13 protein-coding genes and 1 tRNA gene are annotated in these 14,964 nt (G+C 67.1%); 4 read left to right on the forward strand and 10 right to left on the reverse strand.

Annotated features, from left to right (window positions below; translation table 11 throughout):
- Positions 1-4: 4 nt before the first annotated feature.
- From urtD to urtA, 4 genes are all read right to left on the reverse strand, one after another.
- Positions 5-748 carry an urea ABC transporter ATP-binding protein UrtD gene (gene urtD / locus CAL25_RS18710; RefSeq protein WP_094802771.1) on the reverse strand — a complete coding sequence of 248 codons (744 nt, stop codon included), beginning with the start codon at positions 746-748 and terminating at the stop codon, positions 5-7.
- Positions 745-1,866, reverse strand: a complete 1,122-nt coding sequence (urtC, locus tag CAL25_RS18715) for an urea ABC transporter permease subunit UrtC (protein ID WP_094802773.1) — start codon at positions 1,864-1,866, stop codon at positions 745-747. The genes urtD and urtC overlap by 4 nt, the downstream gene beginning before the upstream one ends.
- A 17-nt stretch (positions 1,867-1,883) precedes the next feature.
- Positions 1,884-2,801, reverse strand: a complete 918-nt coding sequence (urtB, locus tag CAL25_RS18720) for an urea ABC transporter permease subunit UrtB (protein ID WP_094802775.1) — start codon at positions 2,799-2,801, stop codon at positions 1,884-1,886.
- A gap of 81 nt (positions 2,802-2,882) precedes the next feature.
- Positions 2,883-4,154 (reverse strand): urea ABC transporter substrate-binding protein, encoded by a 1,272-nt coding sequence (gene urtA, locus CAL25_RS18725; RefSeq protein ID WP_094802777.1) that lies wholly within the window; start codon positions 4,152-4,154, stop codon positions 2,883-2,885.
- Between the two features lie 233 nt (positions 4,155-4,387).
- Between urtA and CAL25_RS18730 the strand changes: the two genes are divergently transcribed.
- From CAL25_RS18730 to pbpG, 4 genes are all read left to right on the forward strand, one after another.
- Positions 4,388-7,792, forward strand: a complete 3,405-nt coding sequence (locus CAL25_RS18730) for a hybrid sensor histidine kinase/response regulator (RefSeq protein WP_094802779.1) — start codon at positions 4,388-4,390, stop codon at positions 7,790-7,792.
- Entirely contained in the window at positions 7,776-8,690 is a 915-nt protein-coding gene (locus CAL25_RS18735) for a response regulator transcription factor (protein ID WP_094803287.1), read from the forward strand. The genes CAL25_RS18730 and CAL25_RS18735 overlap by 17 nt, the downstream gene beginning before the upstream one ends.
- A gap of 102 nt (positions 8,691-8,792) precedes the next feature.
- Positions 8,793-8,867 (forward strand) — tRNA-Arg (locus CAL25_RS18740).
- A 362-nt stretch (positions 8,868-9,229) separates the two neighbouring features.
- Complete coding sequence (gene pbpG, locus CAL25_RS18745; protein ID WP_094802781.1) at positions 9,230-10,345, forward strand: D-alanyl-D-alanine endopeptidase; 1,116 nt, start codon at positions 9,230-9,232, stop codon at positions 10,343-10,345.
- A gap of 106 nt (positions 10,346-10,451) precedes the next feature.
- On the opposite strand, the gene CAL25_RS18750 is transcribed toward pbpG, so the two are convergent.
- From CAL25_RS18750 to CAL25_RS18775, 6 genes are all read right to left on the reverse strand, one after another.
- Positions 10,452-10,838 carry a ribbon-helix-helix domain-containing protein gene (locus CAL25_RS18750; RefSeq protein WP_094802783.1) on the reverse strand — a complete coding sequence of 129 codons (387 nt, stop codon included), beginning with the start codon at positions 10,836-10,838 and terminating at the stop codon, positions 10,452-10,454.
- Between the two features lie 95 nt (positions 10,839-10,933).
- Complete coding sequence (locus CAL25_RS18755; RefSeq protein WP_094802785.1) at positions 10,934-11,512, reverse strand: DJ-1/PfpI family protein; 579 nt, start codon at positions 11,510-11,512, stop codon at positions 10,934-10,936.
- Between the two features lie 138 nt (positions 11,513-11,650).
- The gene (locus CAL25_RS18760; RefSeq protein WP_094802787.1) at positions 11,651-12,418 is read right to left on the reverse strand and encodes an HpcH/HpaI aldolase family protein; all 768 of its coding nucleotides are present in this window, start codon (positions 12,416-12,418) and stop codon (positions 11,651-11,653) included.
- A gap of 10 nt (positions 12,419-12,428) precedes the next feature.
- Entirely contained in the window at positions 12,429-13,211 is a 783-nt protein-coding gene (gene hpaH / locus CAL25_RS18765; protein WP_094802789.1) for a 2-oxo-hept-4-ene-1,7-dioate hydratase, read from the reverse strand.
- Complete coding sequence (locus CAL25_RS18770) at positions 13,201-14,085, reverse strand: fumarylacetoacetate hydrolase family protein (RefSeq protein ID WP_094802791.1); 885 nt, start codon at positions 14,083-14,085, stop codon at positions 13,201-13,203. Before CAL25_RS18770 ends, hpaH begins: the two co-directional genes overlap by 11 nt.
- The gene (locus CAL25_RS18775; RefSeq protein ID WP_094802793.1) at positions 14,082-14,954 is read right to left on the reverse strand and encodes an amidohydrolase family protein; all 873 of its coding nucleotides are present in this window, start codon (positions 14,952-14,954) and stop codon (positions 14,082-14,084) included. Before CAL25_RS18775 ends, CAL25_RS18770 begins: the two co-directional genes overlap by 4 nt.
- Positions 14,955-14,964 lie beyond the last annotated feature (10 nt).

Below are 14,964 nucleotides of genomic sequence, written 5' to 3' on the forward strand. Positions count from 1 at the left end.
CCCGTCAATGGCCGAGATAGACTTCGATCACGCGGGGATCCGACTGGACGTGGTCCATGCTGCCCTCGGCGAGTACCTGGCCCTGGTGCAATACCGTCACCTTGTGCGCGATGTTTTTCACGAACTCCATGTCGTGCTCGATCACGATGAGCGATCGATTGCGGCTGATGCGCGTGAGTAGTTCGGCGGTGCGCTCTCGCTCGGACACGCTCATGCCGGCCACGGGCTCGTCGAGCATCATCAGCTCGGGCTCCTGCATCAGCAGCATGCCGATCTCCAGCCACTGCTTTTGCCCATGCGACAGCAGCTCGGCGGAGCGATCGAGCATGCCCGACAGGAAAATCTCTTCTGCGACCTGCTCGACCCGCTCGACCACATCCGGCGTGCGGCGGAACGCGAGCGCGCCCCACACGCTGCGGCCGCGCGGAAACGACACCTCGAGGTTCTCGCGCACGCTGAGGGTTTCGTAGATGGAGGGCGTCTGAAACTTGCGGCCCACGCCGGCGCGCACGATCTCGTACTCGGCCATGCGGGTGAGCTCGGCGTCCTTGAACCGGATCGAGCCGGAGGTGGCGCGCGTGCGGCCGCAGATGAGGTCGAGCAGCGTGGTCTTGCCGGCGCCGTTGGGACCGATGATGACCCGCAGTTCGCCCTGATCGACGTACAGGTTCAGGTCGTTGACGGCGACAAAGCCGTTGAACGAGACGGTCAGGCTTTCGATGTAGAGTGCGAACGCTTGCGTGCTCATGCTGCCTCCGTCACACCGCTGCCCGTATCGGCTTTGCGCCTGCGCGCCAGCCGGGGCTTGATGTACTGACCGTACAGGCCGGCCAGACCGTTGGGAAACGCCATCACTACCGCAATGAACAGACCGCCCATCAGGAACAGCCACAGCTGCGGAAAGCTTTCCGAGAAGTAGCTCTTGCCGAAGTTCACCAACAGCGTACCGTACACCGCGCCCAGCAGCGAGAGCCGGCCGCCCACCGCGGCGAAGATCACCATCTCGATCGAGGGCACGATGCCGACGAAGGACGGCGACATGAAGCCGACCTGCAGGGTGAACATCGCCCCGCCGATGGCCGAGAACACGGCCGCCACGCAGAACACGAACACCTTGAAGCTCGCCACGTCGTAGCCCGAGAAGCGCACCCGCTCTTCCTTGTCGCGCATCGCCATCAGCAGCTTTCCGAGCTTGGAGGCGAGCAGAAAGCGGCCGATCAGGATGCAGGCGAACAACAGGCCGCCGTTGATGAAGTACAGCGTCAGGCGCGCGCTGTCGGTGCGGATGTCCCAGCCGAGCAGGGTCTTGAGATCGGTGATGCCGTTCACCCCGCCGGTCCAGCCCTGCTGGCCGATGATGAGCACCGACAGGATCAGCGCCACGGCCTGCGTCACGATGGCGAAGTAGGTGTCGCCCACCCGCCGCTTGAACATCGCGAGCCCCAGCACCAGCGCCAGCAGGCACGGCACCAGCGGCACCGCCATCAAGGTGAACCAGAGGCTCTTGAACGGCACCCAGAACCAGGGCAGCTCCGTCAGCTGGTTCCAGTCCATGAAGTCCGGGATGCCCGGCGTGGACTGGATCTTGGTGGCCTCTGGCGTGGAGGCCTCCAGCTTGAGGAACATCGCCATGCAATAGCCGCCGAGGCCGAAGAACACGCCCTGCCCCAGGCTCAGGATGCCGCCATAACCCCAGCACAGCACCAGCCCCAGGGCCACGAACGCATAGGTCAGGTATTTGCCGATCAGATTGAGCCGGAACACGTCCAGCGCCAGCGGGAACACCACGAATATCAGCGCGGCGAGCAGCCCCAGGCCGATGAGGCCGTGGCGTCCGCCCAGCACGTTGCGATAGAGCGTCTGCATGAAGGTCTCCCGTCGATTCACTTGCGGACCTTGACGCTGAACAGGCCCTGCGGGCGCAGCATCAGGATGAGGACCACCGCCGACAGCGTGAGCACCTTGGCCATGGAACCGGTCATGAAGAATTCCGACACCGACTGCGTCTGTGCGATGACGAACGCGGAGGCGATGGTGCCGAACAGGCTCGCGGCGCCACCGAACACCACGGTCAGGAAGGTGTCGACAATGTAGAGCGATCCGCTGGTGGGCCCGGTGGAGCCGATCGTGGTGAATGCCGCGCCCGCGATGCCGGCAATGCCGCAGCCCAGCGCGAACGTGACGCGATCGACGCGCTTGGTGTCGATGCCGACCGCGCCGCTCATGGCGCGGTTCTGCACCGTCGCGCGCACATGCAGCCCCCAGTTGGAACGAAACAGCGCGAGTAGCAGGCCGGCCGTCAGCACCAGGGTGATGGACATGACGAACAGCCCGTTGATCGGAATGTCCACGCCGTCCAGCGGCTGCCAGGAGCCCATCAGCCAGTCGGGCAGCGTGGGGCTGACCTCACGCGGGCCGAAAAGCGATCGGAGCGACTGCTGCAGGATGAGTGATAGCCCCCAGGTCGCCAGCAGCGTGTCGAGCGGGCGGCGGTAGAGATGGCGGATCATGGCCCACTCCACCAGCCATCCGAGTGCGAAGGTCACGGCAAAGGCGAGCGCGATGGCAAGGAAGAAGTACACGGGCATCAGGCCGGGCGCGAACTGCTGCACCAGGTCGGACAGCAGATACGTGCAGTACGCACCCACCGCGAGGAACTCGCCGTGCGCCATGTTGATGACGCCCATCTGGCCAAAGATGATGGCCAGCCCCAGCGCCATCAGCAACAACACGCTGAACACCGACAAGCCGTTGAAGCCCTGCATCAGCAGAATGGCCCCGAGGTCGGAGAAGGATTCCATTTCGCACTCCCGGCATGAAACAGGCCGTGCGCGCCCTCGGCGCGCACGGATCGGCGACGGACACCGCGGTGTCCGCGCGGCTTACTGATAACCCTTGGGGAAGGGATCGGGCTTGATGAGATCCGCGGTTTCGTAGATCACGTTGAACTGACCATCCTTGCGGATCTGGCCGATGCGCGTCTTGCTCCAGAGATGGTGGTTCGGATCGATCTTGACGTAGCCTTCGGGCGCTTCCTTGAACTCCAGGTTCGCCGAGGCCGCCACGACCTTGTCCACATCGAAGCTGCCGGCCTTCTCGACGGCCATCTTCCAGAGCCACGGCCCCAGGTACGCGGCCTGGGTCACGTCGCCGATCACGGCGTTGGCGCCGTACTTGGCCTTGAACGCCTCGACGAATTTCTTGTTGTTCGGGTTGTCCAGGCTCTGGAAGTACTTCATGCACGACCAGAAGCCTTCGGCGTTCTCGCCGCCGATCCCCAGCAACTCGTCTTCGGTGACCGAGATCGTGAGCAGCTTCTGCTTGTCGCTGGTCACGCCGGCCGCCTTGAGCTGCTTGTAGAACGACACGTTGCTGCCGCCCACCACCACGGCGAAGACCACGTCGGGCTTGCGCAGCTTGATCTTGTTGATCAGCGAACCGAACTGCGTGTGGCCCAGCGGGTAATACTCCTCGCCCACGACCTGGCCCTTGAGCACGTTTTCGATGTGCTTGCGGGCGATCTTGTTCGACGTGCGCGGCCAGATGTAATCCGAGCCGATCAGGTAGAAGCTCTTGGCCTTCTGCTCGCGTGCCAGCCAGTCCAGGCTGGAGAGGATCTGCTGCGTGGCCTCCTGCCCCGTGTAGAACACGTTCTTGGATTGCTCCAGGCCTTCGTAGAAGGTCGGGTAGTAGAGCAGGCCGTTTTCCTTCTCGAACACCGGCAGCACCGCCTTGCGCGAGGCCGAGGTCCAGCACCCGAACACGGTCGCCACCTTGTCGCTCACCAGCAGCTTGCGCGCCTTCTCGGCGAAGGTCGGCCAGTCGGACGCGCCGTCTTCCTGGATGACCTTGATCTTGCGGCCCAGGATCCCGCCCATTGCGTTGATCTGCTCGATCGCCAGGCGCTCGGACTGGATCGATCCCGTTTCGCTGATGGCCATCGTGCCCGTGGCGGAATGCAGCTGGCCGACGGTGACCTCGGTATCGGTAATGGCGAGGCCCGTGGTGTTGATGGCGGACGTGGCCGGGGCGGCCGCCCGCGCCAGGGCCGGAACGCCCAGCAGCGGCAGGCCGGCCAGGGTCAGCGCGACACGGCGGCGCGAGGGCGACACGGGGCCGGCGCCGGCCCGATCGAAGGGGGATTTGCCAGACATCGGGGAACTCCTAACGAGAGATCACGACCAGGGAAACCGAGCATGTGCGGAGCAGACCGCGGCCCGGAGCTTGGGTGCATACTAGGAACCCATGACGCACTGCAACATACGTTGATTGACGTACAGGCACGCCGCGCCGCCCGGGCTACAAAACGTCGTACGTCAAACGACGCATGCCGCAAGCGCACTCATCGCGGCCGCGCCCTGTCCCGCGTCCTCGCCGGAGTCCTGTCTTGTCAACCCGTGCACCGCAACGCATCGTCAAGATTCGCCGCGACTACAACACCTGGGTCTCGAACGAGACCCTCGAAGACTATGCGCTGCGCTTCACGCCGGTGTCGTTTCGCAAGTGGTCGGAGTTTCGCGTGGCGAACACAGCCGTCGGCGCGGTGTCGTTCCTCGCCCTGGAGGCGATCGGCGGGGCGCTCGCGCTGAACTACGGATTCGTCAACGCGTTCTGGGCCATCGTGGCCGTGGCGATCGTCACCTTCCTGACGGGCCTGCCCATCGCGTATTACGCGGCGCGCGAAGGCCTGGACATGGACCTGCTGACGCGCGGCGCGGGCTTCGGCTACATCGGCTCGACCATCACCTCGCTGATCTACGCGTCGTTCACGTTCATCTTCTTCGCGCTCGAGGCGGCCATCATGGCGCTGGCCCTGGAGCTGGCGACGGGCCTGCCGCTCACGATCGGCTATCTGATGTGCGCGGTGGTCGTGATTCCGCTCGTGACCTACGGCATCACCTTCATCAACCGCCTGCAGGCCTGGACCCAGCCGGTCTGGCTGCTGCTGTTGCTGCTGCCGTATGCGTTCATCCTGTTCAAGGATCCCGGCGCGGTCGCCGACTTCCTGCGCTTCGAGGGCTACGACGGCCGCGGCGGCAACTTCAACCTGCTCATGTTCGGCGCCGCGGTGGCGGTGGCCGCCTCGCTCGTGACGCAGATCGGCGAGCAGGTCGACTACCTGCGCTTCCTGCCGCCCCGCACGCGCGCCAACCGCGTGCGCTGGTGGGCCGCCCTGCTCTGCGCGGGCCCGGGCTGGATCCTGCCCGGCGCGGCCAAGATCCTGGGCGGCGCGTTCCTCGCCTACCTGGCGCTCGGGCACGGCGTGAGCGCCGAGAAGGCTGCCGACCCCAACCACATGTATCTGATCGCCTACGGCTATGTGGTCGACCATGGCGGGCTGGCGCTGGCGCTGGTGACGCTGTTCGTGGTGGTGTCGCAGATCAAGATCAATGTCACGAACGCCTATGCCGGCTCGCTGGCCTGGTCCAACTTCTTCGCCCGCGTCACGCACAGCCACCCGGGCCGCGTCGTCTGGCTGGTGTTCAACGTGCTGATCGCGGTGGTGCTGATGGAGATGGGCGTGTTCGGCGCGCTCGAGCATGTGCTCGCGCTGTTCTCGCATGTGGCGCTGGCCTGGATCGGCGCGCTGGTGGCCGACCTGGTCATCAACAAGCCGCTCGGCCTGTCGCCCGCCCGCATCGAGTTTCGCCGTGCCTATCTGTACGACATCAACCCCGTGGGCGTGGGCAGCATGCTGATCGCGATCTCGCTGGCGCTGCTGGCCTTCGCGGGCGTGTTTCCGGGTACGGCGGGCGCGCTGGCCCAGGCGCTGTCGCCGTTCGTGGCGCTGCTGGCCGCGTTTGCCTGCGCGCCGCTGATCGCCTGGGCCACGCGCGGGCGCTACAACCTGGCGCGCCCTCCGCAGATCCTGCCCGGCACGCAGGCGCTGGCCTGCGTGATCTGCGCCAACCCCTTCGAGCCGCCCGACATGGCGCATTGCCCGGCCTACAACGGCGCCATCTGTTCCTTGTGCTGCACGCTGGACGCACGCTGCCACGACCGCTGCAAACCGCAGTCGCGGCTGCAGGACCAGGTCGGCGGCGCCTTGCAGCGCATCCTGCCCGCGGGTCTGAGCGGCGTGCTTCACACCCGTCTGGTGCACTACCTGCTCATCGTGACGGGCATCGCGCTGTTGCTGGGCGCGATCCTGGGGCTGATCTATTACCAGGAAGCCGTGAGCTATCGTCATGCGGCGCTGGAACTCGCCACGCTGCGCGCCACCTTCTTCAAGCTCTACGCGGCGCTGCTTTTGATCGCCGGGGTGGCGGCCTGGTGGCTGGTGCTCACGCAGGAGAGCCGGCGCGTGGCGCAGGAAGAGTCGGATCGCCAGACCACGCTGCTGCTGCGCGAGATCGAGGCGCACGGCCATACCGACGCGCAGTTGCAGCAGGCGAAAGAGGCCGCCGAAAGCGCCAACCTCGCCAAGAGCCGCTTCATGAGCGGCATGAGCCACGAGCTGCGGGCGCCGCTCAACAGCATCCTGGGCTATGCCCAGATCCTGCAACGCGACCCGACATTGCCCGCGCCGCGCCGCGAGGCCATCGACGTGATCCACCGCAGCGGCAGGCACCTGGTCGGCCTGATCGACGGGCTGCTGGATATCGCGCGGATCGAAGCCGGCAAGTTGCGCCTCGAGAACAGCGAGCTGCGCCTGCCCGAATTCCTGGAGCAGATGGTCCAGATGTTCCGGCCGCAGACCTCGCTCAAGGGCCTGCATTTCCGCTATGAATGCGCGCCCGATCTGCCGCAGATCGTGCACATCGACGAGAAGCGTCTGCGCCAGATCCTGATCAACCTGCTCAGCAATGCGGTCAAGTTCACGCAGGCGGGCGAGGTGGCCCTGCGCGTCCAGTACGCCGCCGACATGGTGCAGTTCGCGGTGAGCGACACGGGCATGGGCATCCCGGAGGCCGACATGGAGCGCATCTTTCTGCCTTTCGAGCGCAGCTGGGCCGCGGCCGAACAGGCCGACACCGGCACCGGGCTGGGCCTCACGATCTGCCGCATGCTCACCAACATCATGGGCGGCGAGATCCGCGTGCGTAGCCAGGTCGGCGCGGGCAGCACGTTCACGCTCAAGCTGTTCCTGCCCGAAGTGCGCTCGCCGCGCGGCGACGCGCGTCCCGCGGGACCGGTGATCGGGTATGAGGGCGAACGGCTGCGCATCCTCACGGTCGACGATCAGGCGTCGCAGCGCCGTCTGGTCCGCGACATGCTCGAACCGCTGGGCTTCGCCGTGCACGAAGCGGACGGCGGACCCGCCTGCCTGGCGTGCGTGCACACGCTGCGCCCCGCCCTGATCCTGATGGACGTCTCGATGCCCGCGATGGCCGGCTGGGACGTGTGCCGCGCGTTGCGCGCCGAAGGCGTCGCGGTGCCTATCGTGATGCTGTCGGCCAATGTGCATGGCCTGGATCCCAAGGAGACCGCCCAGAGCGGCCACACCGACTTCATCGCCAAGCCCGTGATCCTCGATGATCTGCTGGCGCGCATCGGCACGCATCTGCGCCTGCGTTGGATCACCGAGGCCGCGGCGCCGGTGCAGCCGGTGAGCGACGGCGAACTGCACGGCGTGGCGCTGGAACGCGAAGACGCCGAAGCGCTGCTCGAACTCGGCGCCATGGGCTACATCAAGGGCATTCTCGCCAAGCTCGACGAGATCGGCCAGCGGCAACCGCACGCCGCACGGCTCACGCGCCACCTGCACACCCTGGCCAGCGAATTCCAGCTCGCCGAGTTCAATCGACTGCTCAAAGACCATGTACAGCGCCATCATGCCCTCGCCCGATAAAAACCTCGTCATGCTGGTCGACGACGCGCCCGACAATCTCAAGATGCTGTCCACCGCGCTGGACGAGGCCGGGTACCGCGTGCTGATCGCGACCGACGGCCTCAGCGCCATCGAGCGGGTGGATTACGTGGTGCCGGACATCGTGCTCATGGATGCCGTGATGCCCGGCATGGACGGTTTCGAGACCTGCGCGCGCCTGAAGGCCCATCACGCGGCCGCGCAGGTGCCGGTGGTCTTCATGACCGGACTCACCGACCCGGAGCATGTGTTGCGGGGCTTTCGCAGCGGCGGCGTCGATTACGTGACCAAGCCGCTCGACCCGGACGTGGTGCTGGCGCGCCTGGACACGCATCTGCGCAATGCGCGCCATCTGTCGGCGGCCTACGATGCGCTGGACGCCGCCGCGCGCGCCGTGGTGGTACTGGACGCGCGGGGCCGCGCCATCTGGAAGACCGGGCGGGCGCGGCTGTGGCTGTCGGATTACCTGGGCAGCCCGGACGACGCTCCCGATCTGCCGGTGCCCCTGGCCGACTGGATCGCCAGCCATCTGCCGCAGGGGCCCGCCGCGCCGCCGTGGGTGGTGCCCGGCGTGCGCGGCAATCTGGTGGTGAGCCTGTCGGCCTCGCGCCGGTCGGGCGAAACGCTGCTGCTGCTCGAAGAACGCCCGCACCCGGCGCCCCCGTCGGAGTCGCTGGCCACCGCCTACGGCCTCACCCCGCGCGAGCTCGATGTGCTGGACTGGCTCGCCAAGGGCAAGACCAATCGCGACATCGCCGACATCCTGGGCATGGCGCCGCGCACCGTGAACAAGCACCTGGAACACATATTCGTGAAGCTGGGCGTGGAAACCCGCACCGCCGCGGCGGCCATCGCGGCGCGCCACGCGGGCACCCGCTGACGGCCGGGGCCCGCCCCGGTGACGCGCACCCGCCAGTGCTAGAATGCGGCACTCCGCCACACGGGCGCGGGCGCTTTGCCCCGACCGCCCGTCTGCCGCGCGCTCGCCGTAGTTAAACGGATATAACCGGCCCCTCCTAAGGGTCAATTGGTGGTTCGATTCCACCCGGCGAGGCCAGCTCCCTTCCCGCGCCGCACACGCCTCGCGCTACGCCGTCCTGCGCCTTGTGAAGCGTTCCGTCCGAGATCAGCTTCCTGCGCTTCGTCCCCATTCGGGATATACCCGCGCCCGACACCGCCATTCAGCCTGCCGCAGGCCGTTCCGGTATACGCTTGCCGGCGCCGGTACGTCACCGCTGTCATGCGCGCCAATATGTCCCTTTATTTCATGCGCGGCTGCGTTGAAGTTCCACTTGCGCACAAGTTCAAATTGCTGTTTAAATTTGGCGCGTAACCCCCTAATTCAACTGGATTTTTTCAGTGCATTACTGAAACAGATCCGGGCAAGACATCTGAACATTCAGACAAGGTTTGTATCCCATGGCATTTTTCTGGATGAGAGCGATCTCGACGGCTCTGGCGCCCCTGGCGCTGGCAGCCGCTGCGCTCCTGCCCGTGGCCGCCCACGCGGCCCCTGCCAAGGATCCCTGCAAGACCAACGCGAAGTCGTCCGCCTGCAAGGCGGCGCAAGCCAAGAAAAAAACCAGCGCCGCGAAACCGACCAGCAAGTCTTCCAGCAAATCCTCGGCCAAGAGCAGCAGCAAGAGCGGCGCCAAGACGGCGTCCGCCAGCAAGAACCCCAACAGCAAGATCAAGGCATCCACGCGCAAGCAGGCCGCCAGGGCTGGCGCCGCCGCCGTGGCCACCGATGCGGCCATGCCGCCGGTCGCCGCCTCGCCGGCCGCCGAGGCGCGCGCGCTGCGCTCCAGCACGGCGTACGTGCAGGACCTCGAAACCTCCACGGTGATGTTCGCCAAGAACGAAAACGTGGTGCGCCCGATCGCCTCGATTTCCAAGCTCATGACCGCCCTGGTCGTGGTGGACGCCAACCTGCCGATGGACGAGGTGATCGAGGTCACCGATGACGACGTCGACACGCTCAAGCACACCACGTCGCGCCTGCGTGTGGGCACGCGCCTGTCGCGTGGCGACATGCTGCATCTGGCGCTGATGTCCTCCGAAAACCGGGCGGCGCACGCGCTGGGCCGCAACTACCCGGGGGGCCTGTCGGCCTTCGTGACCGCGATGAACGCCAAGGCCCGCTCGCTGGGCATGCTGAGCACGCATTTCGTCGAGCCCACCGGGCTGTCGAGCGAAAACGTGTCGTCGCCGCACGATCTGGCGCGGTTGCTGCGTGCCACGGCGCAGCGTCCGCTGATCCACCGCTATTCCACCGACACGGAATACGACGTCGAGATCAACAAGCGCACGCAAACCTTCCGCAACACCAATCTGCTGGTGCGCAAGCCCGACTGGGATATCAAGGTTTCCAAGACCGGCTTCATCAACGAAGCGGGCGAATGCCTCGTCATGCTGGCGCGGATCAACGGCCGCGATGTCGCCATCGTGCTGCTCGACTCGCAAGGAAAGCTGTCCCGCATCGGCGACGCCGTGCGCATCCGACGCATTCTGCAAAGCGACGTGGCCATGCTCTAAGACCTCGCGCTCAATAACAAAAATCGCCGCTGCTCACACAGCGGCGTTTTTTTTGCAGAATCGCGCCAGGCGCGTGCAGCGCCGGCGGCGGCAGGCTGGGCCGGTATCAGGCGGTATGCGCGGGCACGCGCAGCGGCTGCTCGTCGTAGAGGTTTGCCGGCAGGCCCTGCAACACGGTGCGGGCGTCGAGCCCGCGAATCGGGACCGAGGCATCGCGCGGGATGCGGCCATCGGCCTGCAGCATCTGGTACCGCAGGCAGCACACGCGCAGGAACGAGGTGAAGTTGGCGGCCTCGCCGCGGTACTCGCTCAGCTCGTCGTAGAGCCGCTCGATCAGCTGCGTGACGCGCATGCCGTCGCGCGCCGCGATCTCCTCCAGCACGTCCCAGAAGAGCTTTTCCATGCGCACGCTGGTGGCCACGCCGTGCAGACGCAGTGACCGGGCTTCGGTGGCATAGGATTGCGCGTTGGCGCGCACGAAGATTTCGCACATGGGGGCTCCCGCCGCGAGTGTGGGGATCCCTTGAATGTAGGCCGGGCGGCCCGCCAGGGCAATGGGGGCAAGGCCTGCGCCCGGCCCCCGCGGCCTCAGTGCGAGATGCGCGTGCCCAGCACGGCGAGGAACTGCGCCAGCCAGGCTGGGTGGGCCGGCCACGCGGGCGCGGTGACCAGATTGCCGTCGGTGTGGGCCTGATCGATGCCGATCTCGGCATAGGTGCCACCGGCCAGCTTCACCTCGGGCGCGCAGGCCGGATAGGCCGAGCAGGTGCGGCCTTTCAGGATGCCGGCGGCGGCGAGCAGCTGCGCGCCGTGGCAGACGGCCGCGATGGGCTTTTTGGCCTGGTCGAAGTGGCGCACGATCTCGAGCACGCGCTCGTTCAGCCGCAGGTACTCGGGCGCGCGGCCGCCCGGAATCACGAGCCCGTCGTAGTTTTCCGGCTCGACGCGGTCGAAGTCGTAATTGAGCGCGAAGTTATGACCGCGCTTTTCGCTGTAGGTCTGCGCGCCCTCGAAATCGTGGATCGCGGTGGCGACGCTGTCGCCGGCCTTCTTGTCGGGGCACACGGCATGCACCTTGTGGCCCACGGCCAGCAAGGTCTGGAACGGCACCATGGTTTCGTAGTCTTCGGCGTAATCGCCGACCAGCATCAGCAGTGTCTTGCTCATGAGCGTCTCCGGTGAGGACAGGATGGGCCGCGCGCGAATGCGGCGGCGTGTCGTTGTTCTTGTCGGAGCATTGTGCGAGACCGCCGCGCGGTACGGGTGGTATTCCCGTACCGCAGCTGCTACAGAATGCGGCGGCGCTCAGTCCGCGCGGAACCGCTGCGCCAGCGCGTCGCAGTGCCGCACCAGAATGGCGGCGTCCACGCCCACGGCGGTGTACAGGCTGCCGGCGGCCATATAGCGGCGCGCCAGCGTTTCGTCGGGGGTGAGCACGCCGGGCGCCTTGCCCGCCGCGCGCACCCGCGCGATCGCCCCTTCCACCGCCGCCACCACCTTGGGATGCCCCGGCTCACCGGGATAGCCCAGACTGGCGGCGAGATCGGCGGGGCCGATGAAGACGCCATCGACGCCATCCACCGCGATGATGGCGTCGAGGTTCTCGAGCGCCTCGCCGGTCTCGGCCTGCACCAGCAGGCAGAGTTCTTCTTCGCAGCGCCGCATGTAATCCGGCACGCGGCCATAGCGGGTGGCGCGCATGGTGCCGCTCACGCCGCGCACACCGCGCGGCGCGTAGCGCATGCCGGCCACCGCGCTCTCGGCTTCGGCGGCGTTCTGCACATAGGGCAGCAACAGGGTCTGCGCGCCGATGTCCAGGTACTGTTTGATCTGGACCTTGTCGTTCCACGAGGGGCGGACCACGGCGTGGCTGCCGTAGCCGGCGGCGGCCTGCAGCTGCGCCATCACGGTGGGCAACACCACCGGCGTGTGCTCGGTATCGATAAGCAGCCAGTCGAAGCCGCTGGCCGCGACCAGCTCGGTGCTGTTGGGGTGGCCCAGCGTGACCCACAGGCCAGTCTGGTGCCGCTGCTCGCGCAACGCGCGCTTGAACGGATTGATCGGGAGGTCCATACGCCGTGTCCTAGGAGAAGTGCACCGAGATGCTGCCGAGCTTGCCGTAGTCGGCGTGCAGCGTGTCGCCGCGCGCCACGGCCACCGTGCGCGTGAAGGAGCCGGCCAGCACGATGTGGCCCGCCTCCAGCCCGGTGTCGTGCAGCGCCAGCTTGTTGGCCAGCCATGCGATGCCCAGCGCCGGATGACCGAGCACCGCGGCCGACACGCCCGACTCCTCGATCACGCCGTTCTTGAAGAGCAGCGCGCCGACCCAGCGCAGATCGATGTCGAGCGGCCGCACCGGGCGGCCACCGAGCACGATGCCGGCGCAGGCGGCGTTGTCGGCGATGTTGTCGACGATCCGGCGCGGATACTTGCTGCGGCCATCGATCAGTTCGAGGGCGGGCACCACGTAATCGGTGGCGTCCAGCACATCGAACAGGCTGACGCCGGGCCCGCGCAGCGGCTTGCCCAGCACGAAGGCCAGCTCCACTTCGACGCGCGGCACGATGAGCTTCTCGGTGGAGATGGTCTCGCCGTCCTGGAAGAACATCGTGTCGAGCAGATGGCCGTAATCGGGCTCGTCGATGCCGACCGTGCTCTGCATCGCCTTGGAGGTGAGGCCGATCTTGTGGCCGCGCAGGCGCGCGCCTGCGGCCAGTTTCTCGTCGATGATGCGCTGCTGGATGGCGTAGGAATCGGCGATCTCGATGCCCGGGAAGATTTGATCGAGCTGCGTGGTCGGCACGCCGGTGCGCTCGGCCTCGATCAGCAGTTGCGCGGCGCGGTCGCGGTCGGCGTCATTCAGCATGCGAGGCTCCTGCAGGCGTGACGGCCTCGTCGGCCACCGGGTTGGACAGCACACCGATGCCCGAGACCTCCACCTCGACGACATCGCCGGGCTTCAAGAAGCGCGGCGGCGTGAAGCGCACGCCGGCGCCGATGGGCGTGCCGGTCGAGATCACGTCGCCCGGCTTGAGCGTGGTCCAGATCGAGATGTAGCGGATCAGCTCGGCAAACGGAAACATCAGGTTGTCGGTGCTGTCCTGCTGGCGCAGCTCGCCGTTGACGCGCGTGCTCACGGTCAGGGGCGCGGCCGGGTCGAACTCGTCGGCCGTCACCAGCCACGGCCCCATCGAGCCGCTGGCGTCGAAGTTCTTGCCCTGCGTCACATTGAATTTGCCGTGCCGCAGCCAGTCACGCACGGTGCCTTCGTTCAGGCAGGTCAGGCCGGCCACGTGCTGCCAGGCGTCCTCGGCGGCGATGCGCCGGCCGGTCTTGCCGATCACGATGGCGATCTCGCCCTCGTAATCGAGCTGCTCAGACTCGGGCGGACGCAGCAGCGCCTGGCCGTGGCCCACGAAGGAACCCGGAAAGCGCGGGAACACGCTGGGATAGGCCGGCGGCGCGCTGCCGTCCTGGTACTCCTCGTTGCGCTTGCCGTAGTTCACGCCCACGCAGATGATTTTTTCGGGCGCGAGAATCGGCGGCAGCAGCTGCACGTCGGCCAGCCGGTGCGTGACCGGGCGGGCCTGCGCGGCATGCGCCAGCTCGTCGAGCGCACCGGCTGCGAGCGCGGTGTGCAGGCTGGCGTGGCCCAGCTCGTCGAGCGCGACGATGTCGTGATCGCCGCGCAGCGCGCCGAAGCGCGTGCGGCCCTGATGCGAAAAGGTAAGCAGTTTCATGCGTCGAATCCAAACAGGCGGGCCGGGTTGTCGACCAGGATTTTTTTCAGGGTGGCGGCATCGCCGGCGTAGCGCACCAGCTGGTCCACCAGCCGGCCTTCGTCGGGCGTGGCCTTGACCGACACGGGGTGGGGCCAGTCGCTGCCCCACACCACCCGGTCGGGATTGGCGGCGATCAGGGCCTGCGCGAGCGGCGTGACGTCGTCCCAGGGCGGGCCGCCGCGCGAGAGCTTCTCGGTCAGCGACAGCATCACCCAGAAGTTGCCGCGCTCGAGCAGCTCGACGAGCTTCTGGCGCGTCGGGTCTGCCTCGCCCAGCGTGGGATCGGCGCGGCCCATGTGATCGAGCAGCACCGGAATGTCCAGGCGTTCGAACTGCGCGACCTGCGCCATCATGCCGTCGGGCTCGGGCTGAAATTTCGCGTACCAGCCGAGTTCGCGGATGCGCGCGATGGCGCGCTCGAACACCGCGGGCGCCATGCTGATGCCCAGGCCCTGGCGCGTGAAGCGCGCACCGCGCACGCCCGCATCGTGCAGCCTGGCCAGGTAGGCGTCGTCGCGCTCGGCCAGCACGACGGCATTGGCGCAGCCGCGATAGTTGGGCCCGGCCGCGGCCAGGCCGTCGAGCACCACCTCGTGGTCGGCGCCGTACGTGGTGGCCTGCACGATCACGCCGCGCTCGATCCCGAGCAGGCGATGCAGGCTCAGCGCGACATCGATCGTGGCGCTCGGCATGGTGTAGGCCGCGCCGGGCCGCACCGGATAGCGCTCGGCAGGCCCGAACACGTGGAACTGGCTGTCGCAGGACAGGGGCGGCAGCCGCGTGGCCGGCGCCGTGGGGTTGGGATTGAATGCCTGATATTGCGTCATCGGCGTCTCC

The sequence above is a fragment of the Bordetella genomosp. 5 genome (assembly GCF_002261315.1).
Lineage (GTDB): Bacteria > Pseudomonadota > Gammaproteobacteria > Burkholderiales > Burkholderiaceae_B > Bordetella.